Here is a 26,831-nt window from a genome sequence, read left to right on the forward strand (position 1 = left end):
CCCCAAGAGACCCATTCGCCACTTTCGCGAGAAATGCTCTTCCACCCACCCCACCTGGGATAACATTGCCCCCGCCCCGGTTGCCGGCCCGTGGTGGCGGGCCACCCCCGGCCCCCGCGCCCCCCCCGGCGGGGGGGGGGCGCCCGGGGGGCGGCGGGCGCGGGGGGTTTGTCCCCCCCCCCCCCGGGGGCGGCGGGGGGGGGCGGGCAGGGCCGGCCCCCCGGGGCGGGGGCGCGCCCGCCCCGCCCCGGGCCGCCCGCACCGGAGCGGGCGGCCGCCGGTGCGCCCGCACCGGACCACGCACCACCACACAGACGGAGACGCACATGACGACGAGCCCCCGTTCGGGCGCGGACATCCTCGACCTCGCCCCGGTGATGCCGGTGGTGGTGGTCTCGGACGCGGAGACCGCCGTGCCGCTGGCCCGCGCCCTGGTCGCCGGCGGCCTGCCCGGTATCGAGGTGACGCTGCGGACCCCGGCCGCGCTGGAGGCCATCGGGCGCATCGCGGCCGAGGTGCCCGAAGCCGTCGTGGGCGCGGGCACCGTGGTCTCTCCCGGACAGGCGCGGGCGGCGGCCGAGGCGGGCGCGCGGTTCCTGGTCAGCCCCGGGTGCACGGCCGACCTCGCCTCGGCCATGGCCGACACCGGCCTGCCCTTCCTCCCGGGGGTGGGCACCGTGTCCGAGGCGATGGCGCTCCTGGAGCGCGGTCTCTCGGCGCTGAAGTTCTTCCCCGCCGAGGCCGCGGGCGGCGCGGCGTTCCTGAAGTCGCTGACGGGCCCCCTGCCCCAGGTGCGCTTCTGCCCGACCGGGGGGATCACCGCCGCGTCGGCCCCCTCCTACCTGGCCCTGTCCAACGTGGGCTGTGTGGGAGGCAGTTGGCTGACCCCCGCCGACCTGGTGTCGGCGGGCGACTGGGGCCGCGTCACCCGCCTGGCCGAGGAGGCCGCGGCCCTCTAGGCGTCCTGACCGCGGGGGGCGGTGACGACGACCCCGCCCGTCCCAGGCGACGGGGGCCCTCGACGCCCCCCATCACCCGCGCCGACGCCCGTCCCACACCCGCCGGACGCCTGGCGCCGGCCCGCCGCGTGGTCGAGGGCCCCTGGCCGCTCCGCCGGGCGCCCCGCCCGCGGCGCCGCCTACTCCGACCGGTTGAAGCGGACCACGGTCAGCCACACCAGGAGCACGCCGGCCCCGGCGACGAGTCCGACCTCGGCCGCCCAGGGGATCTGCCAGCCGAACCACGTGATCCCGGGGTTGAACAGCGCCTCGGTCGCGGGGGAGGTGTCGAGGTGGGCGAAGACCGCCTGGCGCATGGGGTCGACGACGTAGGTGATCGGGTTGACCAGGGTGATCGCGGCCAGCCAGGAGGGGAGGTTCCCGATGGGGAACATGGCGCCCGACAACAGGACCAGGGGCGAGATGACGAGCTGGGCCATGCCCATGAACGCCTCGCTGCCCTTGACCGAGACGGCGATGAAGACGCCCATCGCGGAGGCCGTCAGCCCGACCATGAAGGTGAGCCCGAACAGGGTGAGCATCAGCCCCGGCGCGTAGGGGACCCCCGCCAGCCCCGCGACCGAGAGGATCAGGCAGGCCTGGAGGGTGGCGAGGACCGCGCCGGACAGGACCTTGCCCAGGATGAGCGCGGAGCGCTTGGCCGGCGCGACGAGCATGCCGCGCAGGAAGCCGACCTCGCGGTCGGTGACGATGGTCGCGGCCGAGGACACCGCCGTGCCGATGACCGTCATGACGATCACGCCCGGGAACATGACGGCGGTCAGCGGCAGGTCGTCCTCGCCGCGGGGGATGAGCGAGCCGAAGCCCACACCGATCACGAACAGCCACATCACCGATTGCAGGAGCATCGCCACGCCCCGGCTGACGTCGTGGACGAAGCGGAAGAGGTCGCGCTTGAGCACCACCCTGATCGTGCGCAGGTCGTGACCGAGCCCGAAGGGGGAGGTGGGGGCGGGCTGGCGCCGCGTGGCCGTCATCCGGTGTCCTTCTCGTCAGGGGGTTGCTCGGGAGTCGGGGGACACCCTCCCCCCGTCCGTCCGCGGGAGCGGGCGGCGCCCGGGGAGCCTTCCGGCCGGATGCCCCGCGGTCCCCACCCTGGCGAACCCGGGGCGTTCCCGTCGGCGCCGGGTTCGGCCGCCGGCCTCACGTCCGTCATTCCGTCCACACCGGCGCGGACCCCCTCTCCACGGAGCCGGCGCCCTCCCGCCGTGGACGGCCGCCCGCCATCCTCGTGAGGAGTTTGGCCCCCGTGCCCGCCCAGGACTCCCGGGAGACGGAATAGTAGTGGAGGTCCCACAGCCGGCCCCGAAAATACACGTGCCCGGGGAGGGTGGCCTCCCTGGGTGTCGTGAAAAGGGCTGACCCGAAATGCATCAGGCTCGCGTCCGTCGTCAGGGCGTATACTTTTCTGAGATCCTCCCAGCGGGTGAAGGCATAGTTGACCAGGAGCATCATGGATTCCGCTCCGACGCCCACCGGAATTCCGTGGGGATCCATGAAGATGCCGACCTTCGCGTGCCCCGCCGGACTGTGTTCCCGGATCGAGGCGAATCCCCGGACCGCGCCGTCCTGTTTCGTCTCGATCTGAAGTACGGCGACCTCCGAATCGTCCACGGCCCTGAACGACGACTCGAAGTTGTCCCGGGACGGCAGGGTCTCTATGCCGAGCTTCAGGAGGAGCTGGTACAGATCGAGGACGTTCTCCTCGTCGATGGGACGAAAGCGGACACGAGGGGTTTCGAGGTGGGGGGATGTCATCGCCGACCGTTGCGTCCTTTCCGCCTGCCGCGGGGCTCGGAGCCCGTGGGGGCGACATCCTGGCACGGAAGGACCCGACGCGCACGGGGGTCGGTGCGGGCCGCGCCCCCGGGGCGCCTCCCGTCCGCGCCAAAGGGGTGCGGACGGGGTTCGAAACGGTACCGGGTTCCGCCGTGTATTCCTGTCCCGCCGGCGGGACGTGCGCGGGGGAATGCCCTCCTTGTCGCCGACGACATTGTCGGCCTAGGTTCTGGGTCGGCACTATCGGACCATCGAAGAAAGGTGGACGCCATGGCATTGTCCGACGTCTTCTCGCTTCAGGGCATGGACATCGGTCTGGAGGCCGAAGCCCTCCTCAACAGCGGACTCAGCTACATCGGCTGCAGCGGTGACGTCATTGTCCAGCCGAGTTGACCGGCTGACCGGTATTTGACGGGGATTCAACCGGTCGTCCCATCTCGTGATCCCGGTGCGGAGACGGCTCCTGCACGGCCGGACTTCGCACCGGGCGCCGGGCGGATTCGTCTCTTGTGGTCGGCTGTGGTTTCTCCTATCTTCCCTCGCGTAGGTATCCCCCGTGTTTTTCTTTCTCAGGAGGAAAAATGGCACTTTCCGACGTCCTCGATCTCCAGGCCTTCGAGGTGGCCGTCGACGAGAGCGCGATGCTGAACAGCGGCCTCAGCCTCGTCGGCTGCAGCGGCGACGTGATCACCCAGCCCCAGTAGCCGTTCCTCCGGGAACGCTGTGAGGGCCCTCTTCGCAGCGTTCCCCCGCACGCCCGGCCGGTCCGCGACGAACCGGGCCGGGAGAGAGGCCGCACGCGATGATCTTCCCCCACCTCGACACGGTCGGCGTGAGGCTTGCCGCCACCGGCACCAGACGGGGCGGGGCGGTGCGCGACGAACTCGTCGGCCACGGGTTGGACGGCCTTCCCGGCCGCGACGTCTTCGCCGCCCTCTGGCCCGGCAGGTACGACCAGGTGGGAGCCCAGTTCCTCCTGCACGCCCCGGGGACCGGGCGGGTCGCGGGCTACGCTTCCGTGCACGGCTTCAACTCCCAGGCCCGCCACGGCTGCGGCTCCCTCGTCGCGGACGAGCGGGAACTGGGGCCGGACGGGGCCACCGACGCCTACGCGCTCACCGTCAACTACGCGTTCTCGATGTGGAACCTGCGCAAGCTCTACCTGTGGACCCCGGACGAGGACCTCGCGGCCCTGCGGCGGACCGGGGCCGAGGTCCGGCTGGAGGGTTCCCTGCCCGAGTACGTCCTCGACGGCGCGGAACTGCGCACGGCCCACGTCTTCGCCGTCTACCGGGAGGCGTGGGAGCGGACCGGGGCGGAGTTCGTGCGGGTCCGCGCGGGCGAGGGGCTCCCCGCCTGACCGCGCGGCCCGGCCCGGGCCCGGAGGCGTCGGAGGGAGAACGCGCCCGGGTCCGTCCCGGACCGGGCGCTCCACCAGCGGAGGAGCGGTGAACGACTATGGCGACGGACGGTTCCGGCCCGGAGGCGATGGTACGCGCGCGCGGCCTGGCCAAGAGCTTCGGTGAGGTCGAGGCGGTCAAGGGGGTCGACCTGGAGGTGGCCCCGGGGGAGCTGTTCGGCCTCCTCGGCCCCAACGGGGCGGGCAAGTCCACGCTGATCGGCATGCTCTCCACCCTGATCACCCCGACGTCGGGGACGGGCTCCATCGCCGGGTTCGACATCGTGCGCGAGCGTCCCGACGTGCGCCGCAGCATCGGCCTGGTGTTCCAGGAGCAGACCCTCGACCGGTACCTGACGGGTTGGTACAACCTCAAGTTCCACGCCGAGATCTACGGCGTCCCGTCCGAGGAGGTCGACGGGCGGGTGACCCGGGCGCTCCGGGACGTTGGCCTGTGGGAGGACCGGGAGAGGCTGGCCGGTACCTACTCCGGCGGCATGCGCCGGCGGCTGGAGATCGCACGGGGCCTGCTCCACCGCCCCCGCCTGCTGTTCCTCGACGAGCCGACGGCCGGGCTGGACCCGAGGTCCCGCGAGGCGATCTGGGACCGCGTCCGCGAACTCAACGAGTGCGAGGGCATCACCGTGCTGATGACCACGCACTACCTGGAGGAGGCCGAGAACTGCGGGCGGATCGCCGTCATCGACGGCGGGGAGATCGTGACGGTCGGCAGCCCCGCCGAGCTCAAGGCGCAGATCGGCCGGGACCGCGTGGAGATCGTCGCCCGCGACCCGGAGGCCCTCCGGGAGGAGCTGAGCACACGGCTCGGCCTCGCCCCGGTGGTCGAGGGCGACACGGTCTGGTTCACGGTGGCCGGGGGGCGGCGGTTCGTCCCCCGCGTGTTCTCCGAGGTCGACGCGGAGATCACATCGGTCCAGGTCAGATCGCCCTCGCTGGACGACGTCTTCCTGGCGCACACCGGGCGGGGGATCGACAGCCCCGCCCAGGAGGGCCGCTGAGGGGCCGAACCGCTGGTCGGCGGCCCCGGGCGCTGAGCCCGGACCGTGCGCCCGCCGCCGCTGCCTCGGCCCGGGTCCCGTGCCCGCCCCTACTATGTCCGTATGGCTGAGGTAAGCGCGCGTCACGGGTCGTGGTCCTTCGACGGGGCGGCCCTGTGGATCACTCCCGGGCGCAGAGCCCACCCCCTGCGCCGCGGCCTCGGAGTGGTGTCGCTGCCGCTGCCCGCGCTGGCGGGCGTCGTCTTCGAGCCCCGGCGCAGGGGCGGGACCCTCCGGGCCCACCCGCGTCCGGGCGCCGACCCCTTCACCGAGGCGACGGGCGGGCACCTGAGCCGCAGCGGCGACCCCTACCAGCTGCGCGTGGGCAAGGAGAAGGCCCTTGTCGCCGAGTACCTCGCCGAGACCGTCACCGAGGAGATCGCCGCCCTGGCGCCGGGCGACGCGACCGACCCCGACCGCTACCTGGTCGAGGCCCCCGCGGCCCCGGTCCGCGCCGACGCGGGCGACGCCTCGGTCGTCTTCGACGGCGCCCACGTCTACCTGCGGCCCAACTGGAAGGCGGAGTCCGCCAAGCGGGCGGCCGGTCCCCAGCGGCTCGCCCTGGAGGAGATCGCCGAGGTCCGGTGGACCTCCGTCGCGAGCGGCGAGGACGGCAGTCTGCGGTTCGTCCCCTTCGGCAGGACCGAGTCGGTCCTGCCCAGGTACGACCCCTTCGCGGTGCACTGGAGCCTGTGGGGAACGGACTACGAGGGCGGGACCACGGCCGTCGTGGCGACGGCCGTCACGGCGCTGCTCCCGCACCCCACCGCACGCGGAAAGGCCGTCGAGGGCGGCCGCGCGTTCCCCGCCCTGCCGTGGCGCCGGACACGGCAGGAGCCGGAGGAGGCCTGACGCCGGTCAGCCGTCGGCGCGCACGGCCACCCACAGGCCGTGGGCGAACGGCTCGATCCGCAGGTGCTCGGCCGTGCAGCCCGCCTTCTCGAAGGCCGCGGCGTACTGCTCCGGCGTGAACAGCGACATCTCCCACCCGTCCGTGGCGTGGCTCAAGCCCTCCTCGGGGTCGGCCACCGCGTAGTGCACGACCATGCGCATCCGGTCGTGCCTGCCCGTGACGCGGGTGGAGTGGGACAGGCGCACGACCGTCCGTCCGCCGTCCTCGACCAGGTCGCGGGAGACGTGCCCCGGTGTGAACCCCTCCGGCCCGACCCAGGGCTCGACCACCAGGACACCGCCCGGGTTCAGGTGGTGCACGAGCCCCTGGACGACGGAGACGAGCTCGTCCTCGGATTCCAGGTGCGGAACGGCGAACATGCACGTGATGACGTCGAACCGGGTGTCCAGCGCCACCTCGCGCAGGTCCGAGCGCCACGTCCGCAGGCCGGGCACCCGGGCGCGGGCCAGCTCCAGCATCTCGTCGGACCCGTCCAGCCCCGCGACCCGGTCGAAGTGCCCGGAGAAGGCGCGCAGGTGCAGCCCCGTGCCGCACGCGGTGTCCAGCAGGGAGTCCGCGGCGGGACTGCGCTCGCGGACCAGGCCGGCGATCAGCGCGGCCTCCGCGTCGTAGTCCTTGCCGCGGTGGATCATGACGGTGTCGTACACGGACGCGTAGCTGCTGTCGTACATCGGATGGGCCTTTCCGTCCGTGGCCGCCGGGGCCGGGGGCGTCCACCGCCCCGAGTCCCCGACGGCCCGCCTTGTGTGCACGTGCCGGGGCGCGGTGCGCCCGCGTCGGCGCCGGGACCGCGCGGTCCCGGCGCGGGTCCTCAGCCGGTCCCGTTCCCCGCGGTCGCGGGCGGCTCGGAGAAGAACGGCAGGAAGGGGCTCCCCCCGCCGGACGCCGCGGCCAGGGCCAGCAGGACGCCGGCGCCGCCGGTGGCGAGGTCCATGGACAGGCGCGGCACCCGTCCGCCGTGGAACGCGGTGTGGCCGCGGAAGGGCAGGGCGTACCACTCCAGCTCGCGGACCCGGGAGCGCAGGTCCTCCTCCGCCCCGCCGAGCCGGGCGAGCGCCGCGACCTGCCCGGCCTTGCCGTGGAGCAGGTCCGCCTGCGCGTACAGCAGGGTGTGGCACGACCGGCTCAGCGCGGGAAGGCTCTCCGCGCAGCGCTCGTCGGCCCTGTGCGCCAGGAGTTCCTGGACGACGAGGGCGACGCCGAGCCCCCCGGCGTCGATGTTGGGGAGGGCGCGCGCGCCGCGGTCGCGGACCAGCAGGGCGCCGTCGGGGGAGGTGACGCACTGGTCCAGGTCCAGGTGCAGCGCCCGCACCGCGGCGTCGGTCCAGGCGGTGTCGCCCGTGGTGCGGTACAGCGCGAGCAGGGCCAGGGCCACGCCGCTCCAGCCGCGCATGAGCCCCGCCCGCCCGGTGGCCGGGCCGTCCCCGGAGGCCGACGCGACCGCCTCGGCGAGCCGGCCGCCCAGCTCGGCGGCGCGGACCGCGTACTCGCTTCCTGCGTCCCCCGCGGCGAAGTGCACGAGGTTCGCGCAGACCCCGGCCGTCCCGGAGAAGAGGGAGACGCCCCCGACCGGCTCCCCGGCGTTGCGGTCCAGCAGGTCGGCGGCCTCCTCGCGGTGGCCCAGGTGGTCCAGCGCGTACGCCAGGCCCGCGACCCCGTCGTAGAAGCCCTGCCGGGGGGAGCGCAGGCGGCGCGACGCCGCCAACAGCCACGCCTCGTGTTCCTGCGAGCGCCCCTGCCCGGCCCGGTCCAGCGCCCACAGGACCCCGGCCGCGCCGTGGGCCATGCCGTAGCCGCCGGACACGAACTGCTGGAGGTCTCCGGGGAACAGCCGGTCGGTGCGCTCCGGCGTGGCGGACGCCCGGATGCCCGCGGCGACGGCCCGCGGGGTCACCGGGGTCGGCGCCGGGGCACGGGAGTCCGGGACCAGCTCGCGCTCGATCTCGTCCGCCCACGCCGCGGGCACGGGGAAGAGCTCGCGGAGCACGCCGAGCAGGGCGACCGCCTTCTCCGGGGCGAGCGCGGTGATCCGGGAGAAGGGGAGGAAGACGGACAGGCGCGTCGCGGCGAGGGCGTAGGCGTCGACGGCCGGGCCGGTCCTGGCCGACGCGGAGAAGCCGGGGGCGCCGAGCGGAGCCCGTCGACCGTCGTCGTCCGCGTCGAAGGCGAGTTCGTAGTCGATGAGGGAGACGTTGTCCTCGGAGTCGACGATGACGTTGTTGGCGTGCAGGTCGCCGAAGACGAGGCCGCGTTCGTGGACGGCGGCGAGGACCGCCTCCAGCCGTCCCAGGATGCGAAGGGCCCGCTCCGTGAAGGCCGCGAGGCTGTCGGCGCCGGGCCGGGCGTCGGTCACACCGGGGTGGTGGACGGCGCCCCACGAGCCCAGGGTGCGGCCCTCCTTGTACTCCTGCACCAGGAACCGGTGGCCGCCCAGCGTGAAGCTCCCGAGGAGCCGGGGGACGCCCGGGACGCCGTCCAGGCGGCGCAGGTTCTCCTCCTCGCGCTCCTGGCGCGCCACCGCGTCCCGCAGGTCCCGGTCCAGGCCCGCGTGCGGACGCGCCTCCTTCAGGACGACCCGGAGGCCGTCCTCCTCCCGGCGGCCCAGGTAGATGCCGCCCCCGTTGGAGAAGTGCAGGGCCTTCTCCACGACGTAGGGCTGGCGCTCCTCGGAGGACCGGGCGGCCAGGTGGGGCCTGAGGACGTCGGGGAGCGCCGCCCAGGACGGGGGCGAGAACGAGGGGACGCGGCGGTCCGGGACGAGGGAGCCGTCCGGCGCGCGCAGCGCGGGGATACGGGAGCCGTGCGCGTCGAGGCACCACCTCTCCCGGAACGCGCCGTACCTGACGTAGAGGGGGCCCCGGTCCCACCGCAGGTCGCTGAGGACGTACGGTCCGGGACGCCCGCCGACCAGGGCCGAGAGCCCGTGCAGGGTCCGCTCCAGCTCCTCCTCGTCGCGCGGGTAGACGGTCAGGAGCTTGCCGCTGGACGCGCGGGCCGCGTACTTGGCGTTGGCCGCGACGAGGATGTTCTTGTCGAGGAGGTACTTGAAGGCGATCCCGTGCCCGGTGCAGTAGTCCCACACGTCACGGCAGGTCGCGTCCGCGCCGTCCACCGTCGCCGAGACGTGGATCTTCCACCCCTGCTCGGGCAGCGAGGGGTCCTCGGGGGCGACGACCTGCCAGAGACCGCTCCGTGTGCGCTTCCAGCCCGTCGGGGGCTCCAGCGCGCTCACGGAGAACTCCGCCGGGACCACGAGGGCGTGGCGGGAGCCGTCCGCCAGGCGGCTCGGCTCCTCGAAGAACAGCGGGTCCGCGAGCGTGTACATCTCGAACAGGTCGAGCATGGGCTTCCCTCCGGGAGGCGTGGCGGTACGGGCTCGGCCGCGCGGGGCGCGGCTCACTCGGGCCGGGAGCCCCCGGCGGCGGCCCTGGACCTGGGCCCGCGCGCGATCCTGTTGAGGATGGGAGCGCCGTTGGCGGTCCAGGCGCTCCGGGACACCGAGTAGAAGTGCAGGTCCCACAGTCGGCCCTGGAAGTAGACGTGTCGGGGGAGTGACGCCTCCCGGGGGGTGGCCAGGAGTGCCGACCCGAATTGCCCCAGGCTCGCGTCCGTGGTCAGAACGTACACTTTCCTGAGGTAATCCCAATTCGCGAAGGCGTGGTTGACGAGCAGCATCATGGATTCGGCGCCCACGCCCACGGGAAGGCGGTCGGCGCGCATGAAGATTCCCAGTTTCACATGACCGGCCGGGTCGTGCTCGCGGATCGACCCGAAACCGAGGACCTCGCCCGTGCGCCGGAGCTGGATCTCGAATACGTCGACGAATCGCTTGGCCACCGAGTGGTAGGACTCGGAGAAGGCGTCGCGTGAGGGAAGGCTTTCCAGGCCCAGTTCCGTCAGGAGGTCGTAGAGTTTCGTGACGTTCTCCGGCGCGATGGGGCTGAATCTGACGCGCGGGGTCTCGAGGTGCGGTGTGAGCATGGCGCGACACTCTAGGGGCCGTGCCCGACGGCCGGGCCGGGACCGGGGTTCCCCGCCCGCCCGTGTCCGGCCGGGATCCGGGGCCGAGCCAGGTCGGGGCCCGGAGGGCGGCTCGGGGCGCCGGCCCCGGCGTCCCGCCGGCGGGACAGCACGTGTGCCGTCGGCGGAACGGGGTGCGGGAGGCTCCCCGCGTCGGCGGCCGGCCGGGGGAGGGGACGGCCGCCGGGAGCCGGGTCGCGGGCTTCTTGTCGCACCGGAGGAATTGCCCTAGGTTCTGAACCGCCAGTATCCGACTGCGCACAGGAAAGGAGCCCAGACATGGTTCACACCGACGTCCTGTCTCTTCAGGAGATGGACACCGTCCTCGACGAGGCCGTTCTGCTGAACAGCGGCATCAGCTACTTCGGTTGTAGCTGATTGTTTTGACGCGCTGTGGAGATGCCAATCTTCACAGCGCTTTTCTCTGCTCTGCCCAGAAGTGTCGGGAGAAGTTGTGCACGAGATCGTTTTCCCCCATCTGGAGACGCGGTCGGCCAGGCTCGCGTCCACCGGCGAGAGGTTCGGGGAGGCGGTCCACGACGAGCTCTCCGGGCTCGGTCTGGCCGGGATGCCGAGCCGCGACGTCTTCACCTCGCTCTGGCCCCGGCAGTTCGATGGCGTGGCCGCCCAGTTCTTCGTGGAGGCCCCGGCGTCCGGCCGGGTCTGCGGGTACGCCTCCCTGCACTCCCTCAACCCGAACGGGCGCTACGTGAAGTGCGCCCTCGCCCTGGACACGGCACTGCTCGGGGAGGAGGGCGTGACGGACGCCCACGCCCTGGCCGTCAACTACGCCTTCTCGATGTGGAACATCCGCAAGGTCTACTTCTGGGTGGTCGACAGCGGGCTCCCGGGCCTGCGCGCGACGGGGACGCCGACGCCCCGGGAGGGCACCCTGACCGAGTACCTGCGCGACGGGGAGAGGCTGCGCTCCGTGCGGATCTTCGCCGTCTACCGGGAGGAGTGGGACGCGGCCGGCGCCGTCTACGTACGCGCGGCGGCGGGGACCGGGCCGGCGTGAGCGCCGTCCGGCACGGGGGCGCGGGGCGGCGGCCGCGATGAGGGTGCTGATCGCGACGCAGGCGGAGAGGACCCACTTCCTGGGGACGGTGCCCCTGGCGTGGGCACTGAGGGCGGCCGGGCACGAGGTGAGGGTGGCGAGCCAGCCGCACCTGCGGTCCGTGGCCGCAGAGGCGGGACTGCCCTTCGTCCCCGTCGGCAGGGACCACCACTTCGCCAGGGTCAGCCGGAACGGGCTGGCCGACCGGCATCTGGACTTCGACATGGCGGAGGACCGGGACGAGGTCCTCACCTGGGACCACCTGCGCGAGGGCTACGGCAAGGTGGTCACCTGGTGGTGGCGGATGGTGAACGACCCCATGCTGGACGACCTGGTGGCGTTCTGCCGGGAGTGGGGACCCGACCTCGTCGTGTGGGAGCCGTCGACGTACGCGGCCCCCCTCGCCGCCGAGCTGTGCGGCGCCGCGCACGTGCGGCACCTGTGGAGCGTGGACCTGTTCGCCCGGGTCCGGGCGCGGTTCCTGGCGCGGATGGCCGAGCAGCCCGAGACAGACCGGGAGGACCCCCTGGCCGCCTGGCTGGGGGCGCGCGCCGCCCGGTACGGCGTCGAGTTCTCCGAGACCCTGGTCCACGGACAGGCCACCATCGAGCAGGTCCCCGCGTCCCTGAGGGTGGACACGCCCTCCCACCTGGACTACCTGCCGATGCGCTATGTGCCCTACAACGGCAGGGCCGTGGTCCCCGACTGGCTGCGCACCCCGCCGGAACGCCCCCGCGTCGGGCTCAGCCTCGGCACGAGCGCGAGCCTGAGGCTGGGCGGCTACACGGTCGACGTGGGCACCCTCCTGGAGGGGCTGGCCGCTCTGGACGTGGAGGTCGTGGCGACCCTGCCCGCCCACGAGCAGGCCAAGCTCGGCGCCGTCCCCGCCAACACGCGTCTGGTCGAGTACGTGCCCCTGCACGCACTCGCCCCCACCTGCGCCGCCATGGTCACCCACGGCGGCCCCGGTACCGTCCTGACCGCGCTGAGCAGCGGGATCCCGCAACTCCTGGCGCCGCACCCCCGGATGTTCGACATCCCGGTGCTGTCCGGCCTGGTGCGGGACCGGGGCGCCGCCCTGCTCCTGCCCCCCGACCGCGTCACCCCCGAGGCCGTCGCCGACGGCGTCGGCGCCCTCCTGCGCGACCCGTCCTTCACCCGCGCCGCACACACCCTGCGACACGACATCGCCGCCATGCCCACACCCGCCGACCTCGCCCACACCCTCACCGGCCTCGCCGACCGGCGCTGACCGGTCCGACCCCTCAGGCCCCGCCGGCGCCCCGGAGGGCGGCGATCCGCTCCAGGGCCGGGACCAGCTGGTCCGGGGCGGGGGCGGACAGGGTCTCGTCACGCATCCGCTCGGCCGCCTCCCTCACCCCGGGACCGTCGAGGACGGCGGCCAGGTGCTGGTCGACCCCCTCGGACAGGGCCGAGGCGAGGGACACAGAGCGCAGGGCGCCCCGGTCCTGGAGCGCGCGCGTGATCAGGCCCCCGTCGAACTGGTCGGCGTTGAGCACGACGAACTGCGGGAGCCCCTCCACCAGGGCGTTGCAGTACGAGTCGAAGCCCCCGCCGTGCACCAGCAGCGAGCACGACCCCATCAGCAGGTGGGCGGCCGCCGTGTCGGCGACCCGGACCTCCGGCGGGAGCGCCGGCAGCGCGTCCTCCCAGGAGCGCGGGGAGAGCACGACCGGCTCGGCCCCCAGCTCCATCAGCGCGTCGACCACGTCGACGAACGAGGCGGCGCCCTCCGGGGACTTGCTCCAGGAACCCCAGTCGACGAGCACGCGCCGGCCCTTGGGCTCCTCGCGGGCCCACGCCGGCAGGACCGCGCTCCCGCCGTAGGGCACCGGGCGCACGCTCAGGTGCGTCCCGGTCTCCAGCTCCCGCAGCCGCAGCGCCTCGGGGAGCTGGTGCACGGAGAACTGGCCCAGGACGAGGTCCTCGGAGAAGTCCACGCCGAACGCGGCCGCGGCCTCGGTGAGCCAGGCGGTGAGCGCGTCGGGTACGGCCGGGTCGGGGTCGGCCGCCCGGTAGAGGCCGCGCAGGCGCGCGAAGAGGTCGACGCTCCACAGGAACCGCCCGTGGGCCGCGCCGCACGCCTCGGCGGCGATCGCCCCGGAGTAGGTGCTCGGCTCCCACAGGACCAGGTCCGGCTTCCACTCGCGGCAGAACGCCACGAGGTCCTCCGCCATCGGCTCGTTGACGAGTTTCCACCACCAGGTGACGTGGTCCTCGTAGGCGTCGCGCAGGCTCTCCTCGCCCAGCCGCTCCGGGCGCTCCTCGGAGAGGTCGAAGATGGACTCGCCCGGCTCCTCGCGCCCGTGGGCCACGACCTCGGCGAGGGTGTGGTCGCCCCCGACCGGCACCACGGTCAGGCCCGTCTCGGCGGCCGCCTCGGTCATGGAGGGCTGGGTGGCGATCCGCACCTCGTGTCCGGCGGCACGCAGCGCCCACGCCGTCGGCACCATGCCAAAGAAATAAGCCTTGTCCGCGTATGCCGCGACGACGATTCGCAAGGTGTTCCCCACTTCCGGGATTTCGATGGTCCGATCGGTGAAAGCCGACACCGCTCCTTGACAAGCCCGGCCCGCTGCATGTTCATTGCGGGTGTTGCACTCCGAACCTGTTCTCCTCTTCCGAGCCGGCGTGGCGGTACGGTTGTGTCGATCCCTTCGGAAGAGGTTCTGGGAGCCTAGCACCGGTGCTGGATCCAGGCCGGTGGGCGTAGCGCAGCGGTATGTTCGCGCCGTACTTGCCCGGCAATATCGATGTTCGGACCTCTCTGGGAGTCACCATGAAAGGTATTGTGTTGGCGGGTGGCACTGGCAGCCGCCTGTTTCCCGCTGCCCGAAGTATTTCCAAACACCTTTTCCCGGTTTACGACAAGCCGATGTTCTACTACCCGATCTCCGTGCTGATGACGGCTGGAATCCGTGAGATCCTCCTGATCACCAATCCCGAGAGCCTTCCCCTCATCCGTCAGGTGCTCGGCACCGGGAGTTCGCTGGGGATCGAGATCCGGTACGCGACCCAGCCCGAGCCCAAGGGGATCGCCGAGGCGCTGATCATCGGCCGGGACCACATCCGGGGGAGCCGTAGCGCCCTCGTCCTGGGGGACAACATCTTTCACGGCGAGGGCTTCGGCGGACTGCTCGACCGGGCCGCGACCTCGACGTCCGGGTGCACGCTCTTCGGATCCAGGGTGAGCGACCCCCGGCAGTACGCGGTCGCGGGATTCGGGGACATGGGCAGGTTCGAGAGCCTGGAGGAGAAGCCGGCCGCCCCGCGCTCGGACTGCGCGGTCACGGGCCTCTACTTCTACGACCAGGACGTGGTGGACATCGCCGAGAGCATCGTCCCCTCCGCGCGGGGCGAACTGGAGATCACCGATGTCAACCGCGTCTACCTGGAAAGGGGCCGGGCCGAACTCGTGACCATGGGGAGCGAAATAACCTGGCTCGACCTCGGCACCGAGGAATCCCTGTTGGAGGGAAGCCGATACGTTTCCACCACGGCCCGGGGGACCGGTGTCCGGGTCGCCTGTCTTGAGGAGATCGCCTTGCACATGGGCTTCATCGGAGCGGACGAGTGCTATCGGCTCGGGGAAGAGATGCCCAATTCCCGCTATGGCGCGTACGTCATGGAGGCCGCCCGCAGGGCGGCGGGGGTGTGGCAGGGTGCGGGTGTATGAAGATCCTGGTCACCGGTGGCGCCGGATTCATCGGTTCCAATTTCGTCAGACGTGTCCTCGCCGGCTCCTATCCGCGGTACGCGGACGCCGAGATCGTGGTCCTGGACAAGCTGACCTACGCCGGCACGACGGAGAGCCTGGCCTCCGTGGCCGACGACCCGCGCCTGACCTTCGTCCGGGGTGACGTGTGCGACGAACAGCTCGTGCGCGAACTCATGGGCGGGGTGTCCCTCGTGGTGCACTGCGCCGCCGAGACCCACGTGGACCGTTCGATCTCGGACGCCGGCTGCTTCGTCCGCACCAACGTCATGGGCACCTTCCACCTGCTGGACTCGGCCCTGGCCGAGAACGTGGAGAACTTCGTCCTGGTCTCCACGGACGAGGTCTACGGGACGCTCGGCTCGGGGTCGTGGGTCGAGACCGACCCCCTGGAGCCCAACTCCCCGTACTCGGCCTCCAAGAGCGCCTCCGACCTCCTGGCGCGGTCCTTCCACCGGACCTACGGCATGCGGGTCTGCGTCACCCGGTGCGCCAACAACTACGGGCCGTTCCAGTTCCCGGAGAAGATGATCCCGCTCTTCGTGACCAACCTGCTGGACGGGACGCCGGTGCCCGTCTACGGGGACGGCGGCAACGTCCGCGAGTGGGTCCACGTGGACGACCACTGCGACGCCCTCGCCCTGGCGGCCGAGCACGGTGAGCCCGGCGAGGTCTACAACATCGGCGGATCGGTCGAGAAGCGGAACCTGGAGGTCACCGACGCGCTCCTGGAGCTGCTCGGGCACGACGCCTCGATGGTCCGCTTCGTCGCCGACCGCAAGGGCCACGACCGCCGCTACTCCGTGGACGGGACCAAGGCCGCCGAGCGGCTGGGCTACCGGCCCGCCGTCTCCTTCGAGGAGGGGTTGGCCCGCACCGTCGCCTGGTACACGGAGAACCGCGCGTGGTGGGAACCGCTGAAGAAGCGCCTCTCCCAAGCGGAGGACGGCGGCTGAGGCGTCCCCGCGCCCGGCCCGCCCGTCCCGCCGGCGGGACAGCAGACGACGCCGGCGCGGACCCGTATCCCCCGTCCCGGACCCCCGCCCGGGACCCGACCCCCGATCGGATCAGGACTCACGTGTCGGTTGACGAGCTCTCCCCCGGCGACCTCATCACACGGCTCCCCGCGGCGCCCGAACTCTCGGAACGGCCGTGGACGGTGCGCTGGGACGCGCTGGACGAACCGGCGGAACAGCTCCTCGGCCGCCTGCTGCCCCCCGAGACGGCGTTCACCACCTCGGGAAGCACCGGCCGTCCGACCGTCTGGCACCGCACCCGCGAGCAGCTCGTGTCGGAGGCGGGCCTGCTCGCCGCGCTGCTGGAGGACGCCCGCCCCGAGGCGGTCGTGTCCTTCGCGCCGCCGCGGCACCTCTACGGGATGCTCGCCAGCGTGCTCGTGCCCGCACTCCTCGGCGTGCCCGCCTGGTACGTGCCCCAGTTCGCCCAGCTGCCGCCCCCCGACCACCGCCGCTGGGCGGTGATGGCGATCCCCTGGACCTTCCGGATCCTCCTCGGCCGCACGAACTGGATCGACGCGGCCGAACGCCTCGCGTTCGTCCACAGCACGGCGGTGGTCCCGCGCAGCGCGAACGACCTGCTCTCCGCGGCGGGCGACCGCGCGAGCCTGACCGAGATCTTCGGATCCACGGAGACCGGCGGCGTCGCCCACCGCGAGTGGAACCCCCACAACCCGCCGTGGCACCTGTTCTCCGACGTCGAGTTCGGGCACGGCCCGGACCGCCCCGGGACGGAGGCCCCCCTGGTGGTCCGCAGCCCCCGCATCGCGCGGCCCGGGACGGGATCCCCGGTCGCGGAGTGCCGGATGGACGACCACGTGGTCCGGCTCGGCGACCGGACCTTCGGGTTCGCGGGACGCCGGACCCGGCTCGTCAACGTCAACGGGCGGCGCCTGGACCTCGACCTCATGGAGGAGAGGCTGGTCGACGTCCTCGACTGCGAGGACCTGGCGTGCGTCCCGGTGCTCGACCCGCTGACCGGGGAGCACTTCGACCTCCTGATCGTCCCGGCGTCGGCCGGGACCCCCGACGCGGAGGAGCTCCGGAGGGCACTCGACCGGATCGAGTACCGTCCCCGCAGCGTGCGGACGGTGGAGCGGATCGACCGCTCCGAGACAGGCAAACTTCGGCGCGTGCAGTCCGCGCGCGCCCGCCCCGAAGGAGTGGACAGATGACGCCAACGCCGACCAGCCTGGCCGAGGTCGTCCGCCGGGCCGCGTGGGACGCGAGCATCGGCTGGACCGACGACGACCTCTCGCGGATGCAGGCCAGCGCCACGACCATGGCCAAGCACCTGGCCGACGGCGCCGACGTCTACGGGGTCACGCGCGGCTTCGGCCCGCTCGTTGCCTTCCCCGCCTCGGAGTCCGCGGGCGAGCAGGGGGACGGGCTCATCGCCCACCTCGGCAGCGCGCAGGGGGAGCCGCTGTCGCCCGAGGTCAGCCGACTCGTGGTCGCCCTCCGGCTCACGAGCATGCGCCGCGGCTACTCCGCGGTGTCGGTCGACTTCTGGCAGGAGCTCGTCGGGCTGTGGAACCGCGGTTTCACCCCCGTCATCCCGCGTGAGGGCACGGTGAGCGCCAGCGGGGACCTCCAGCCCCTGGCCAGCGCGGCTCTGGCGTTCGCGGGCCAGGGCGAGGCCTGGGTGCGCGAGGACTCCGGCGCCTGGTCGCGCAGATCCGCCGCCGAGGCCCTGGGCCGCCTGGGCGCGTCCCCGGTCCGGTGGAACGCACGCGAGGCCCTGTCCTTCGTCAACGGCAGCGGGGTCAGCCTCGCCGTCACCGTCGACAACCACCGCCAGGTCGAGGACGTGGTCCGCGCGTCGGCGCTGATGACCGCCCGGATGGTGGACCTGCTGGGGGCCAACCCCCAGGCGTACGCGGCGGGGATCGCGGAGGCCCGCGGACAGAACGGCCAGGCCGCCGCCGCCGCGTGGATCAGGTCCGGCATCCCCGCCGGAGCCGAGCGCGACGAGGCCAGGCCCCTCCAGGAGCCCTACAGCCTCAGGTGCGCGCCGCAGATCCTCGGCGCGGTGCTCGACCAGCTCGCCGCCGCGGAGCGCATCCTGCTGCGCGAGGCGGTGGGGACCACCGACAACCCCGTCAGCAGCGAGGGAGAGGTCCTGCACGGCGGCAACTTCCACGCGATGCCCGTGGGCCTGTGCTCGGACCAGCTCGGCCTGGCCCTCCAACAGGTGGCCTACATGGCCGACCGGCAGCTGTCCCTGCTCTGCGGCTCGGACACCAACGGCGGACTCCCGCCGATGCTCACCCCCCGGCCCGGGGCGGGGAGCGGCCTGGCCGGGGTCCAGGTCAGCGCCACCTCGTTCGTCTCGCGGATCCGCCAACTCGTGACCCCCGCCACCCTCACCGCCCTGCCCTGCAACAACGGGAACCAGGACCACGTGCCCATGGCGCTCAACGGCGCGAACTCCCTCGCCCAGGCCCTGGACCTGGCGTGGCTGGTCGTCGGCTCGCTCGGCGTGGGCCTGGCCCAGCTCGCCGCGCTCACCGGCAGGACCGGGGAGACGGGGCTGTGGGCCCGGATCGCGGAGCTGTCCCCGCCGCTGGACCGGGACCGCCCCCTCGCCGCCGAGGTGCGGGCCGTGCGCGACGCCCTCGCGGAGGAGGCCCGGGCCAGGTCCGGCGAGTGGGTGCACCGGGACGCCTGAGACCGGCCGCGCGGCGGACCGACCGTCCGCCGCCCGCCCGGCCCCACCCGCCCCGTCCGCGTCACGGACGGGGGGTTCGCATGACAGACGGGGCGTACCGCCAGGTCGCACCCCACAGGGAAGGGTTCGCCTTGCAGACGCCAGAACTATGGATCCGGGGCCTCGGTGTGTACCTCCCCGAGACCCGGGTGAGCGTGGAGACCGCCGTGGCCGAGGGACTCACCACGGCGGAGGAGGCGGCCGTCCACGACATGGCCGGCGCCGCCGTCGCTGGCGAGCTCCCCGCCCCGGAGATGGCGCTCCGCAGCGCCCGCGAGGCGTACGACCAGGCGGGGGCCGACCCCGACGACACGCGCGTCCTCCTCTACACGGACATCTGGCACCAGGGCCCCGACGTCTGGTTCCCGCAGTACCACCTCCAGCACCACCTCGTCCGGGGCGACGTCATCGCGGGGGAGCTGCGCCAGGGGTGCAATGCCCTGTTCACCGCGATGGAGCTGACCGAGCCGCACCTGCGCGGCGCCCCGGAGAGCGCCACCGCCCTCCTCGTCGCGGCCGACAACTTCAGCACCCCGAACGTCGACAGGTGGCGCTCGGGAGCCTTCGTGATGGGAGACGGCGCCTGCGCGGTCCTGCTGGGGCGGGCCCCCGGCCTGGCCCGGGTGCTCTCGGTGGGCTCGATGGTCGTCCCCGAGCTGGAGGAGCTGCACCGGGCGGGGGAGCCCGAGTTCCCCCCGGCGGCCACGACCGGCACCGCACTGGACCTTCGCGCCCGGGGGCGCGCCCTCACCAAGAAGGGGGAGGAGGACCCGGAGGTGGACCTCGCCTGGTTCACCCTCCAGCAGAAGATGATGCTGCTGGTCGGCCGCACCCTCGCGGAGGCCGGGGTGGGCTTCGGCGACATCGCCCGCGCCACCTTCAGCAACCTGGGCCCGGGAGCGGTGGAGCACCGCTGGATGGACGTCCTCAAGCTCCCCATGGAGAAGTCGACGTGGAGCCACGGCCGGACCATCGGCCACATCGGGGCCGCCGACCCCTTCATCGGGCTGCGCCACCTGCTGGACGAGGGCGGGGTCCGCCCCGGGGACCACGTGGTCCTGGGCGGACTGGGCTCGGGGGTCACGCTCTCCTGTGCCGTGGTGCGGATCGCCGACGCCCCGCCCGGCTCCTGAGACGCGGGAGGCGCCGGACGCGGACAGGCCCCGGAGCCCGCGTCCGGAGGACCGGCCGGCGGACGACCGCGTGAGGGGGACCGGGGGCCCGCCGGGCCCCCGGTCTCACCACGACCAGGCCTCGGGCGCGGGACCGCCCTTGCCCACCGGGGGGAACAGGGCGTCGATCCGTTCGGCGGTCTCCGCGTCGATCCCCGTCTCCAGGGCCCGGATCGCACCGTCGAGCTGGCCCAGGGTGCGCGGTCCGACGATGGTCGAGTTGACCCCCGGGCGCGAGAGCACCCACGCGATCGACAGCTCGGCCGGGTCGCGGCCCACGGAGTCGCAGAGGTCCTCGTAGGCGGCGATCGTGTCCCCGCGCTCGCGCAGCACCTCCATCGCCCGGCTCTTGGCCGTCTTGACGGCGGTGCCCTCGCGGAGCTTGCGGATGGCGCCGCCCAGCAGGCCGCCGTGCAGCGGCGACCAGGTCAGGATCCCGATGCCGTAGGACGCCGCCGCGGGCAGGACCTCCAGCTCCACGTGGCGCGTGACCAGGTTGTACGCGCACTGCTCCGAGACCAGGCCGAGGAAGTTGCGCCGGTTCGCGGCCTCCTGGGCGGAGGCCAGGTGCCAGCCCGCGAAGTTGGAGGAGCCCACGTAGCGCACCTTGCCCTGGTGGACGAGGATCTCCATCGCCTGCCAGACCTCCTCCCACGGCGCGTTGCGGTCCACGTGGTGCATCTGGAAGAGGTCGATCCAGTCCGTGCGCAGCCTGCGCAGCGACTCCTCGCACGAGGCGATGATGTGGCGGGCCGAGAGGCCGCGGTCGTTGGGCCAGTCGCTCATGGGGTTGAAGACCTTGGTCGCCACAATGGAACGGTCGCGGCGCCCCTCGCCCTTGTCGAACCATTCGCCGATGAGTTCCTCGGTCATTCCCTTGTGCACCTGCCACCCGTAGTGGTTGGCGGTGTCGAAGAAGTTGACGCCGTGTTCGAGCGCGCTGTCCATCATCGCGAAACTCTCGTCCCGCGGAGTGTTCACGCCGAAATTCAGCGTTCCCAGGCAGAGGCGGCTGACCTCCAGCGCGGTACGGCCAAGGCGTGTGTACTGCATTCTCTCCCCTGTTTCATGGTGTCTCGCAGAGAAAGCTGGACTCGGGGTCGAACGGAACTCGTGCGGGTGCGCCGGCCGCCGGATGCCGCCGTTATCGCTCCGGAAGGATCCGGAAAGGGCCTCGTGGAGAAGACTTCCACGTCCGGGCGGACCCCGCGCCGCTATGCTCGCGATCCGGCGGCGCCCGGCGGCGGAGAGGCCGCCCCGGCGCCCGCGGACGAAGGGCACCGTACCCCGCGACAACCGCGTCCCGCCGTGCCCGGAGCCCCTGCTCCCGCCGCCGCGCCGCACCCCACCGCCCGCCCCTCCCGGAACCGGCCTTCCGGCGGTTCCGGCTCCTGTCCGGAGATGCCCCCTTGCGTGTACTGCTCGCCTCCTACGCGGAGAAGACGCACTTCATCGGCATGGTGTCCCTCGCGTGGGCACTGCGTGCCGCCGGACACGAGGTCCGCGTCGCCAGCCAGCCGGAACTGACGGGGTTCCTGGCCCGGGCGGGGCTGTCCGCGGTCGCGGTCGGACGCGACCACCTCCTGAAGAAGCACTTCGAGGTGGTGACCCAGTGGGGTGAGGGAGAGGCCCCGGGGCTGTTCGACGTCGGCGAGGCCTGGGACGACGACCTGTCGTGGGACGAGCTGCGGTGGGGCGCGCGGGACACGGCGGCCTGGTGGTGGCGGATGGTCAACGACCCGATGCTGGACGACCTGGTGTCGTTCTGTCGCGCATGGAAGCCCGACCTGGTGGTGTGGGAGGCGACCACGTTCGCGGGGGCGATCGCGGCGCAGGCGTGCGGTGCGCCCCACGTGCGGTTCCTGTGGAGCCTGGACCTGTTCGCCGCCATGCGGGTGCAGTACCTGGAGCGCATGGGCGAGCAGCCCGAGGCCGACCGCGACGACCCCGTCCGCGCCTGGCTGGAGAACCGCGCCGCCCGCTACGGGGTGGAGTTCTCCGAGGACCTCGTCCGGGGACAGGCCACCCTGGACTACCTCCCCGACTCCCTGACCCTGTCCGCGCCCACCGGCGCCCGGCGCCTCCCCCTGCGCTACGTCCCCTACAACGGCAGGGCCGTGGTCCCCGACTGGCTGCGCACCCCGCCCGAACGCCCCCGCATCGCGCTGAGCGTGGGAAGCAGCACGACCGAGTGGTTCGGGGGGCACACGTTCTCGCTGGGCGAGGTCCTGCGGGGGTTGGGGGAGCTGGACGCGGAGATCGTCGCGACCCTGCCGCCGGAGGAGGAGGCCGGGCTCGGCCCGCTCCCCGACAACGTGCGGCTGGTGGGCTACGCGCCCCTGCACGTCCTGGCGCCGACCTGCGCGGCCATGATCACGCACTCCGGACCCGGCACCCTGTGCTCGGGGCTGTCCCACGGGGTGCCCCAACTGCTCGTGCCCGGGCCCCGGCTGGACGCGCCCCTGCTGTCGCGGCTGGTGGAGCGCCAGGGGGCGGGGCTGGTGGTGCTGCCGGAGGACGCCGGAGCCGTGAGCCTGCGGGACACCGCGCGCCGCCTGGTCGAGGACCCCCGGCACGCCGCGGCGGCGGGGCTGCTGCGCGAGGAGATGGCCGCCATGCCCTCCCCCGCCGAGACGGCGCGCGTCTTGGCCGACCTGGTGCGGGAGGGGTCCCTGGGGCCGACCTGAGCGGGGCGCCGCCGGCGGTTCGGGGGCGCCCCGCCGCACGCCGGAGGAGCCCCGGCCCCGTCCGGCCTCGCGCGACCCGCGCGGTGCCCCGTGGACCGGGGTTCGGTGCGGGGTCGGAGCCGGTCAGCGCCGGTCGGTGAGGGTGTGGGCGAGGTCGGCGGGGGAGGGCATGGCTGCCATCTCCTGGCGCAGGGCCTCGGCGGCCCGGGTGTGGCGGGGGTCGTCCAGGAGCGCTCGTACCCCGGCGGCCACGGCGTCGGGGGTGACCCGGTCGGGGTCCAGGACGAGGGCGGCGCCCCGGTCCCGCACCCGGCCCGACAGCAGCACGGTGTCGAACATGTTGACGTTGGGGGCCATGAGCTGGGGGGTGCCGCCGGTGAGGGCGGTCAGGACGGTGCCGGGTCCGCCGTGGGTGATCATCGCGTCGCAGGTGGGGGCGAGTGCGTGCAGGGGCACGTACTCGGTCAGGCGGGTGTTGGCGGGGACGGGGCCGAGGGCGTCCTGTTCGCGGGCGGGCAGGGTGGCGACGACCTCCGCGTCCAGGTCGGCCAGCCCCTCCAGTGCGTCCTTGGGCGAGAGCTGGTGCTCCCCGTACCACTCGGCCGCGCTGGTGCCGAGGGTGAGGGCGATGCGGGGGCGCTCGGGCGGGGTGCGCAGCCAGTCGGGGACCACGGCCCTGCCGTTGTAGGGGACGTAGCGCATGGGCAGGTAGTCCAGGTGGGAGGGTGTGTCCACCCTCAGGGACGCGGGGATCTGTTCGATGGTGGCCTGTCCGTGGACCAGGGTCTCGGAGTACTCGACGCCGTGGCGGGCGGCGCGGGCGCCCAGCCAGGCGGCCAGGGGGTCCTCCCGGTCTGTCTCGGGCTGCTCGGCCATCCGTGCCAGGAAGCGGCGGCGGGTGCGGGCGAAGATGTCGGCGCCCCACAGGTAGCGCACGTGGGCCGCCCCGCACGCCTGCGCCGCGATCGCGCCGGAGAAGGTGATGGGCTCCCACACGACCAGGTCGGGCCTCCACTCCCGGCACAGCGCCACCAGGTCCTGCTCCATGGGGTCGTTCACCATCCGCCACCACCACGGGACCATCAGGCGGTAGCCCTCCAGCAGGTACTCCCAGGTGAGGATCTCGTCCCGGTCCTCCGCCATGTCGAACTCGTCCTCCTCCCCGCCCGTCATCGCGTGGTACTGGCGCATGACCCGGCGCAGGAGGTGGTCCCGCCCCACGGGGACGAAGGGCAGACCCGTCGCCGCCACCGTCGGCCCCAGCGCGGGCTGGCTCGCCACCCGCACCTCGTGCCCGGCGGCCCGCAGGGCCCACGCCAGGGGCACCATCCCCAGGAAGTGGGTTCTCTCCGCCTGCGTCGCGATCAGCACGCGCACGGCCATCGCCTCCGTCCCTGTGTCGTCCGCCGGCCGCGGGAGCGGGCCGGGAGGCCCCCGGCGCCGCGGGTCCGCCCCGGCCGCGGCGTATTCTTTCCCGGCGGCCGAACCAATCGGCACGCGACCGGGTTTGCCAAGAGTTGCTTCCGCGCGCATATCATTGCCCACCTGAACCGGCCGGGGCCTCATTTATCTTCGGCAAGGGAGATTGTAGGGAAGTCGTTCGCCCCGCCTCCGACGAGGACTTCCCCGGTGCTGCCCCGTGCGCCCCGCGCGCATGAAGTAGATTCCCAGGCACCGGCCGATCCGCCGGACAGGTGAATGGCCGGATACTGGACCGATCCTTTCTCGTCAAGATCCCTCGGGACCTGTTTTCCCTGTGCCGCCGGGGTGAGAGTCGAATGGAGCTCATATGCGTTTCCTGCTGGATCGGGAGGACATCACCGTCTCGGTCGTCGGCCTGGGATACGTGGGATCGTGCGTCGCCGTCAGCCTGGCCGACAACGGGGTGGACGTCGTCGGCGTCGACGTCGACGCCTCCCTGATCGAGGAGATGGAGGCGGGCCGCTGTCGTCTCAAGGAGCCGGGGCTGCCCGAACTGGTGGCCAAGGGCCGGGGGTCCGGCCGCCTGCGCGTCACCACCGACTTCGCCGCGATCTCCGATACGGACGTGGTCGTGATCGCCGTCGGCACCCCGGTCCAGGAGGACGGCACGCTCGTCGAGACGCAGGTCGAGAGCGCCGCGACCGAGATCGGGCTGCACCTGCGGGCCGGACAGGTCGTCATCTTCAAGAGCACGGTCCCCCCGGGCACGACCCGCGCCCTCGTCGCACCGCTGCTGGAGGGCGGGGGCCTGACCTGCGGGGAGGACTTCGGGCTGGCCTTCTGCCCCGAACGCCTCTCCCAGGGCAGCGCGCTGGCCGAGATCCGCCGGCTCCCCGTGGTCGTCGGCGGCTGGGACGAGCGGTCCGGAGCCGCGGCCGAGCGGTTCTGGCGGGCCGGGCTCGGCGTCGAGACCGTCCCCTGCTCCTCCATCGAGGCCGCCGAGACGGTGAAACTCCTCAACAACTGGTGGATCGACCACAACATCGCCCTGGCCAACGAGCTCGCGCGCTACTGCGCGGCCATCGGGGTGGACGCCATGGAGGTCATCGCGGCGACCAACGAGGTGCCCAAGGGGAAGGGGAACATCAACGTCCTCTCGCCGGGCGTCGGCGTGGGCGGCTCCTGCCTGACCAAGGACCCCTGGATGCTCTGGCGCTCCGCCCGGGAACGGGGGGTCGACCTCAGCACCGTGGTCACCGCGCGCGAGGCCAACGAGGCGATGCCCGGCTACGTCGCCGGGCTCATCGTGGACGGCCTCGCCGCCCTGGGCACCCCCGCCGACCGGTCGCGGGTGGCCGTTCTGGGGTTGTCCTTCAAGAACAACACCGGCGACCTGAGGTCGACCCCCACCCTGCCCGTGGTCTCCGCGCTCCGCGAGGCCGGGGCCGACGTGGCGCTCTTCGACCCGCTCGCGGACCCCGACGAGATCCGCAAGGAGTTCGGCGTGGAGCCCTCGTCCGGTGTGGAAGGGGCGGCGTCCGGTGCCGACTGCCTCGCGGTTCTCGCGTGGCACGATGAGTTCGCCGAACTGGACATGGCCGCGCTCCGCGCGCTCACCGCCCCGGGATGCCTGTTCCTGGACGGCCGGGCCCACTTCGACGAGCAGACCGTCGAGTCCCTCACGGGGCTCGGATTCACCTACCGAGGGATAGGACGGTAGACGCCGTGGCGCGTGCCGTAGTGACCGGGGGAAACGGCTTCGTCGGAAGCCACCTCGTCGACCGCCTCCTGCGCAGGGGGGACGAGGTCGTCGTCTTCGACTCGAAGGGGGCGCGGCCCAAACCCGCGCCCTCCTGGACCGAGGTCGAGTACGTCCGGGGCAGTGTCAGCTCCGCGGACCAGCTCTCCGAGGCCATCACGAGCGGGGTGGACGTGGTGTACCACCTCGCCGCCGTCGTGGGGGTGGACCGCTACCTGGAATCCCCCCTCGACGTCATCGACGTCAACTTCACGGGGACCCGCAACGTGCTCGACCGGGCCCAGCGGGTCGGGGCCAAGGTGGTCTTCGCCAGCACCAGCGAGGTGTTCGGCAAGAACCCGGACGTCCCCTGGAAGGAGGACGCCGACCGGATCCTCGGGACGACGTCGGCCAACCGGTGGAGCTACTCCTCCAGCAAGGCGCTGGCCGAGCACCTGACGTTCGGCTACATGCGGGAGCGGGGCCTCAACGCCTCCATCGTCCGCTACTTCAACCTCTACGGGCCGCGCCAGCGCCCGGCCTTCCTCATCAGCCGCAGCGTCCACCGGGCGCTGCGCGGGGAGCCCCCGATCGTCTACGACGAGGGCAGCCAGACCCGGAGCTTCACCTACATCGACGACGCCGTCGACGCCACCATCGAGATCGGCACCCGGTCCGAGGCGGACGGGGAGTGCTTCAACGTCGGCAGCTCGGACGAGGTCACGATCCGCGAGGCGGTCGACCTCGTCGTGGAGCTCACCGGGGGGCGCGTCGGCCTCACGTCGATCGACACCCGGGACAGGTTCGGCGACTCCTACCAGGACCTCGACCGGCGCATCCCCGACGCCGGGAAGATCCTCTCCCTCCTGGGGTGGAAGAGCACCACCTCCCTGCGGGAGGGGGTGGCCCGCACCATCGAGTGGGCCGAGGAGAGCCCGTGGTGGCTCGAACAGCAGGAGAACACCACGGACTGACCCCCGCCCGTGGGGGGGGCCCCCCCCCCCCCCCCCCCCCCACCCCCCCCCCCCCCCCCCCCCGGGCCCCGCCCCCCCCCCCCCCCGGGGGTGAGGGGTGTGGCCCCCCACCCCCGGCCGGGGTTGGCCGG

At 73.0% G+C, this 26,831-nt stretch carries 25 protein-coding genes; 17 read left to right on the forward strand and 8 right to left on the reverse strand.

Features of this window, described 5'->3' with window-relative positions; genetic code table 11:
• Positions 1 to 326: 326 nt before the first annotated feature.
• Positions 327 to 959 carry a bifunctional 4-hydroxy-2-oxoglutarate aldolase/2-dehydro-3-deoxy-phosphogluconate aldolase gene (gene eda / locus ACWGL3_RS06700; protein ID WP_267947236.1) on the forward strand — a complete coding sequence of 211 codons (633 nt, stop codon included), beginning with the start codon at positions 327 to 329 and terminating at the stop codon, positions 957 to 959.
• Between the two features lie 179 nt (positions 960 to 1,138).
• On the opposite strand, the gene ACWGL3_RS06705 is transcribed toward eda, so the two are convergent.
• Both ACWGL3_RS06705 and ACWGL3_RS06710 read right to left on the reverse strand, forming a co-directional pair.
• Entirely contained in the window at positions 1,139 to 1,996 is an 858-nt protein-coding gene (locus ACWGL3_RS06705; protein WP_267947235.1) for an ABC transporter permease, read from the reverse strand.
• A gap of 175 nt (positions 1,997 to 2,171) precedes the next feature.
• Positions 2,172 to 2,777, reverse strand: a complete 606-nt coding sequence (locus tag ACWGL3_RS06710; protein WP_267947234.1) for a GNAT family N-acetyltransferase — start codon at positions 2,775 to 2,777, stop codon at positions 2,172 to 2,174.
• Positions 2,778 to 3,068: 291 nt separating this feature from the next.
• Between ACWGL3_RS06710 and ACWGL3_RS06715 the strand changes: the two genes are divergently transcribed.
• From ACWGL3_RS06715 to ACWGL3_RS06735, 5 genes are all read left to right on the forward strand, one after another.
• A complete protein-coding gene (locus ACWGL3_RS06715; RefSeq protein WP_267947233.1) occupies positions 3,069 to 3,191 on the forward strand; it encodes a SapB/AmfS family lantipeptide in 123 nt (40 codons plus the stop codon).
• A 188-nt stretch (positions 3,192 to 3,379) separates the two neighbouring features.
• On the forward strand, positions 3,380 to 3,502 hold the full coding sequence (locus ACWGL3_RS06720; RefSeq protein WP_267947232.1) for a SapB/AmfS family lantipeptide: 123 nt from the start codon (positions 3,380 to 3,382) through the stop codon (positions 3,500 to 3,502).
• Positions 3,503 to 3,600: 98 nt separating this feature from the next.
• The gene (locus ACWGL3_RS06725; protein WP_267947231.1) at positions 3,601 to 4,158 is read left to right on the forward strand and encodes a GNAT family protein; all 558 of its coding nucleotides are present in this window, start codon (positions 3,601 to 3,603) and stop codon (positions 4,156 to 4,158) included.
• A gap of 98 nt (positions 4,159 to 4,256) precedes the next feature.
• A complete protein-coding gene (locus ACWGL3_RS06730; RefSeq protein ID WP_267947230.1) occupies positions 4,257 to 5,216 on the forward strand; it encodes an ATP-binding cassette domain-containing protein in 960 nt (319 codons plus the stop codon).
• A 102-nt stretch (positions 5,217 to 5,318) separates the two neighbouring features.
• Positions 5,319 to 6,107, forward strand: a complete 789-nt coding sequence (locus tag ACWGL3_RS06735) for a DUF4429 domain-containing protein (protein ID WP_267947229.1) — start codon at positions 5,319 to 5,321, stop codon at positions 6,105 to 6,107.
• Positions 6,108 to 6,113: 6 nt separating this feature from the next.
• On the opposite strand, the gene ACWGL3_RS06740 is transcribed toward ACWGL3_RS06735, so the two are convergent.
• The 3 genes from ACWGL3_RS06740 to ACWGL3_RS06750 form a co-directional block, all read right to left on the reverse strand.
• Positions 6,114 to 6,839 (reverse strand): class I SAM-dependent DNA methyltransferase, encoded by a 726-nt coding sequence (locus tag ACWGL3_RS06740; RefSeq protein WP_267947228.1) that lies wholly within the window; start codon positions 6,837 to 6,839, stop codon positions 6,114 to 6,116.
• Between the two features lie 140 nt (positions 6,840 to 6,979).
• Positions 6,980 to 9,511, reverse strand: coding sequence for a class III lanthionine synthetase LanKC (lanKC, locus tag ACWGL3_RS06745; protein WP_267947227.1), 2,532 nt, complete (start codon positions 9,509 to 9,511; stop codon positions 6,980 to 6,982).
• Between the two features lie 53 nt (positions 9,512 to 9,564).
• Positions 9,565 to 10,149 carry a GNAT family N-acetyltransferase gene (locus ACWGL3_RS06750; protein ID WP_267947226.1) on the reverse strand — a complete coding sequence of 195 codons (585 nt, stop codon included), beginning with the start codon at positions 10,147 to 10,149 and terminating at the stop codon, positions 9,565 to 9,567.
• Positions 10,150 to 10,467: 318 nt separating this feature from the next.
• Between ACWGL3_RS06750 and ACWGL3_RS06755 the strand changes: the two genes are divergently transcribed.
• The 3 genes from ACWGL3_RS06755 to ACWGL3_RS06765 all read left to right on the forward strand — a co-directional run bounded on the left by ACWGL3_RS06755 (position 10,468) and on the right by ACWGL3_RS06765 (position 12,497).
• Positions 10,468 to 10,566, forward strand: a complete 99-nt coding sequence (locus tag ACWGL3_RS06755) for a SapB/AmfS family lantipeptide (protein WP_267947225.1) — start codon at positions 10,468 to 10,470, stop codon at positions 10,564 to 10,566.
• 76 nt (positions 10,567 to 10,642) lie between these two features.
• Positions 10,643 to 11,206, forward strand: coding sequence for a GNAT family N-acetyltransferase (locus ACWGL3_RS06760; protein ID WP_267947224.1), 564 nt, complete (start codon positions 10,643 to 10,645; stop codon positions 11,204 to 11,206).
• Positions 11,207 to 11,243: 37 nt separating this feature from the next.
• Positions 11,244 to 12,497: an activator-dependent family glycosyltransferase gene (locus tag ACWGL3_RS06765; protein WP_267947223.1), complete on the forward strand. Its 1,254-nt coding sequence runs from the start codon at positions 11,244 to 11,246 to the stop codon at positions 12,495 to 12,497.
• Between the two features lie 13 nt (positions 12,498 to 12,510).
• On the opposite strand, the gene ACWGL3_RS06770 is transcribed toward ACWGL3_RS06765, so the two are convergent.
• On the reverse strand, positions 12,511 to 13,719 hold the full coding sequence (locus ACWGL3_RS06770; RefSeq protein WP_267947222.1) for a nucleotide disphospho-sugar-binding domain-containing protein: 1,209 nt from the start codon (positions 13,717 to 13,719) through the stop codon (positions 12,511 to 12,513).
• Between the two features lie 326 nt (positions 13,720 to 14,045).
• Between ACWGL3_RS06770 and rfbA the strand changes: the two genes are divergently transcribed.
• From rfbA to ACWGL3_RS06795, 5 genes are all read left to right on the forward strand, one after another.
• Positions 14,046 to 14,942: a glucose-1-phosphate thymidylyltransferase RfbA gene (gene rfbA / locus ACWGL3_RS06775; protein WP_267950572.1), complete on the forward strand. Its 897-nt coding sequence runs from the start codon at positions 14,046 to 14,048 to the stop codon at positions 14,940 to 14,942.
• Positions 14,939 to 15,937, forward strand: coding sequence for a dTDP-glucose 4,6-dehydratase (rfbB, locus tag ACWGL3_RS06780; protein ID WP_267947221.1), 999 nt, complete (start codon positions 14,939 to 14,941; stop codon positions 15,935 to 15,937). Before rfbA ends, rfbB begins: the two co-directional genes overlap by 4 nt.
• 122 nt (positions 15,938 to 16,059) lie before the next feature.
• The gene (locus ACWGL3_RS06785; RefSeq protein WP_452461002.1) at positions 16,060 to 17,172 is read left to right on the forward strand and encodes an AMP-binding protein; all 1,113 of its coding nucleotides are present in this window, start codon (positions 16,060 to 16,062) and stop codon (positions 17,170 to 17,172) included.
• Positions 17,169 to 18,668, forward strand: coding sequence for an aromatic amino acid ammonia-lyase (locus ACWGL3_RS06790; protein ID WP_267947219.1), 1,500 nt, complete (start codon positions 17,169 to 17,171; stop codon positions 18,666 to 18,668). The genes ACWGL3_RS06785 and ACWGL3_RS06790 overlap by 4 nt, the downstream gene beginning before the upstream one ends.
• Positions 18,669 to 18,799: 131 nt before the next feature.
• The gene (locus ACWGL3_RS06795) at positions 18,800 to 19,840 is read left to right on the forward strand and encodes a ketoacyl-ACP synthase III family protein (RefSeq protein WP_267947218.1); all 1,041 of its coding nucleotides are present in this window, start codon (positions 18,800 to 18,802) and stop codon (positions 19,838 to 19,840) included.
• Between the two features lie 105 nt (positions 19,841 to 19,945).
• Here ACWGL3_RS06795 and ACWGL3_RS06800 read toward each other — a convergent pair whose 3' ends face one another.
• Positions 19,946 to 20,932, reverse strand: a complete 987-nt coding sequence (locus ACWGL3_RS06800) for an aldo/keto reductase (RefSeq protein ID WP_267947217.1) — start codon at positions 20,930 to 20,932, stop codon at positions 19,946 to 19,948.
• Positions 20,933 to 21,288: 356 nt separating this feature from the next.
• Between ACWGL3_RS06800 and ACWGL3_RS06805 the strand changes: the two genes are divergently transcribed.
• Positions 21,289 to 22,566, forward strand: coding sequence for an activator-dependent family glycosyltransferase (locus tag ACWGL3_RS06805; RefSeq protein ID WP_267947216.1), 1,278 nt, complete (start codon positions 21,289 to 21,291; stop codon positions 22,564 to 22,566).
• Between the two features lie 123 nt (positions 22,567 to 22,689).
• On the opposite strand, the gene ACWGL3_RS06810 is transcribed toward ACWGL3_RS06805, so the two are convergent.
• Complete coding sequence (locus ACWGL3_RS06810) at positions 22,690 to 23,943, reverse strand: activator-dependent family glycosyltransferase (protein ID WP_452461006.1); 1,254 nt, start codon at positions 23,941 to 23,943, stop codon at positions 22,690 to 22,692.
• A gap of 412 nt (positions 23,944 to 24,355) precedes the next feature.
• Here ACWGL3_RS06810 and ACWGL3_RS06815 point away from each other — a divergent pair, with 412 nt between their 5' ends.
• Together ACWGL3_RS06815 and ACWGL3_RS06820 are read left to right on the forward strand one after the other, a co-directional pair.
• Positions 24,356 to 25,708: a nucleotide sugar dehydrogenase gene (locus ACWGL3_RS06815; protein WP_267947215.1), complete on the forward strand. Its 1,353-nt coding sequence runs from the start codon at positions 24,356 to 24,358 to the stop codon at positions 25,706 to 25,708.
• A gap of 5 nt (positions 25,709 to 25,713) precedes the next feature.
• On the forward strand, positions 25,714 to 26,700 hold the full coding sequence (locus ACWGL3_RS06820; protein WP_267947214.1) for an NAD-dependent epimerase/dehydratase family protein: 987 nt from the start codon (positions 25,714 to 25,716) through the stop codon (positions 26,698 to 26,700).
• Positions 26,701 to 26,831 lie beyond the last annotated feature (131 nt).

The sequence above is a fragment of the Nocardiopsis sp. NPDC055824 genome (genome assembly GCF_053616335.1).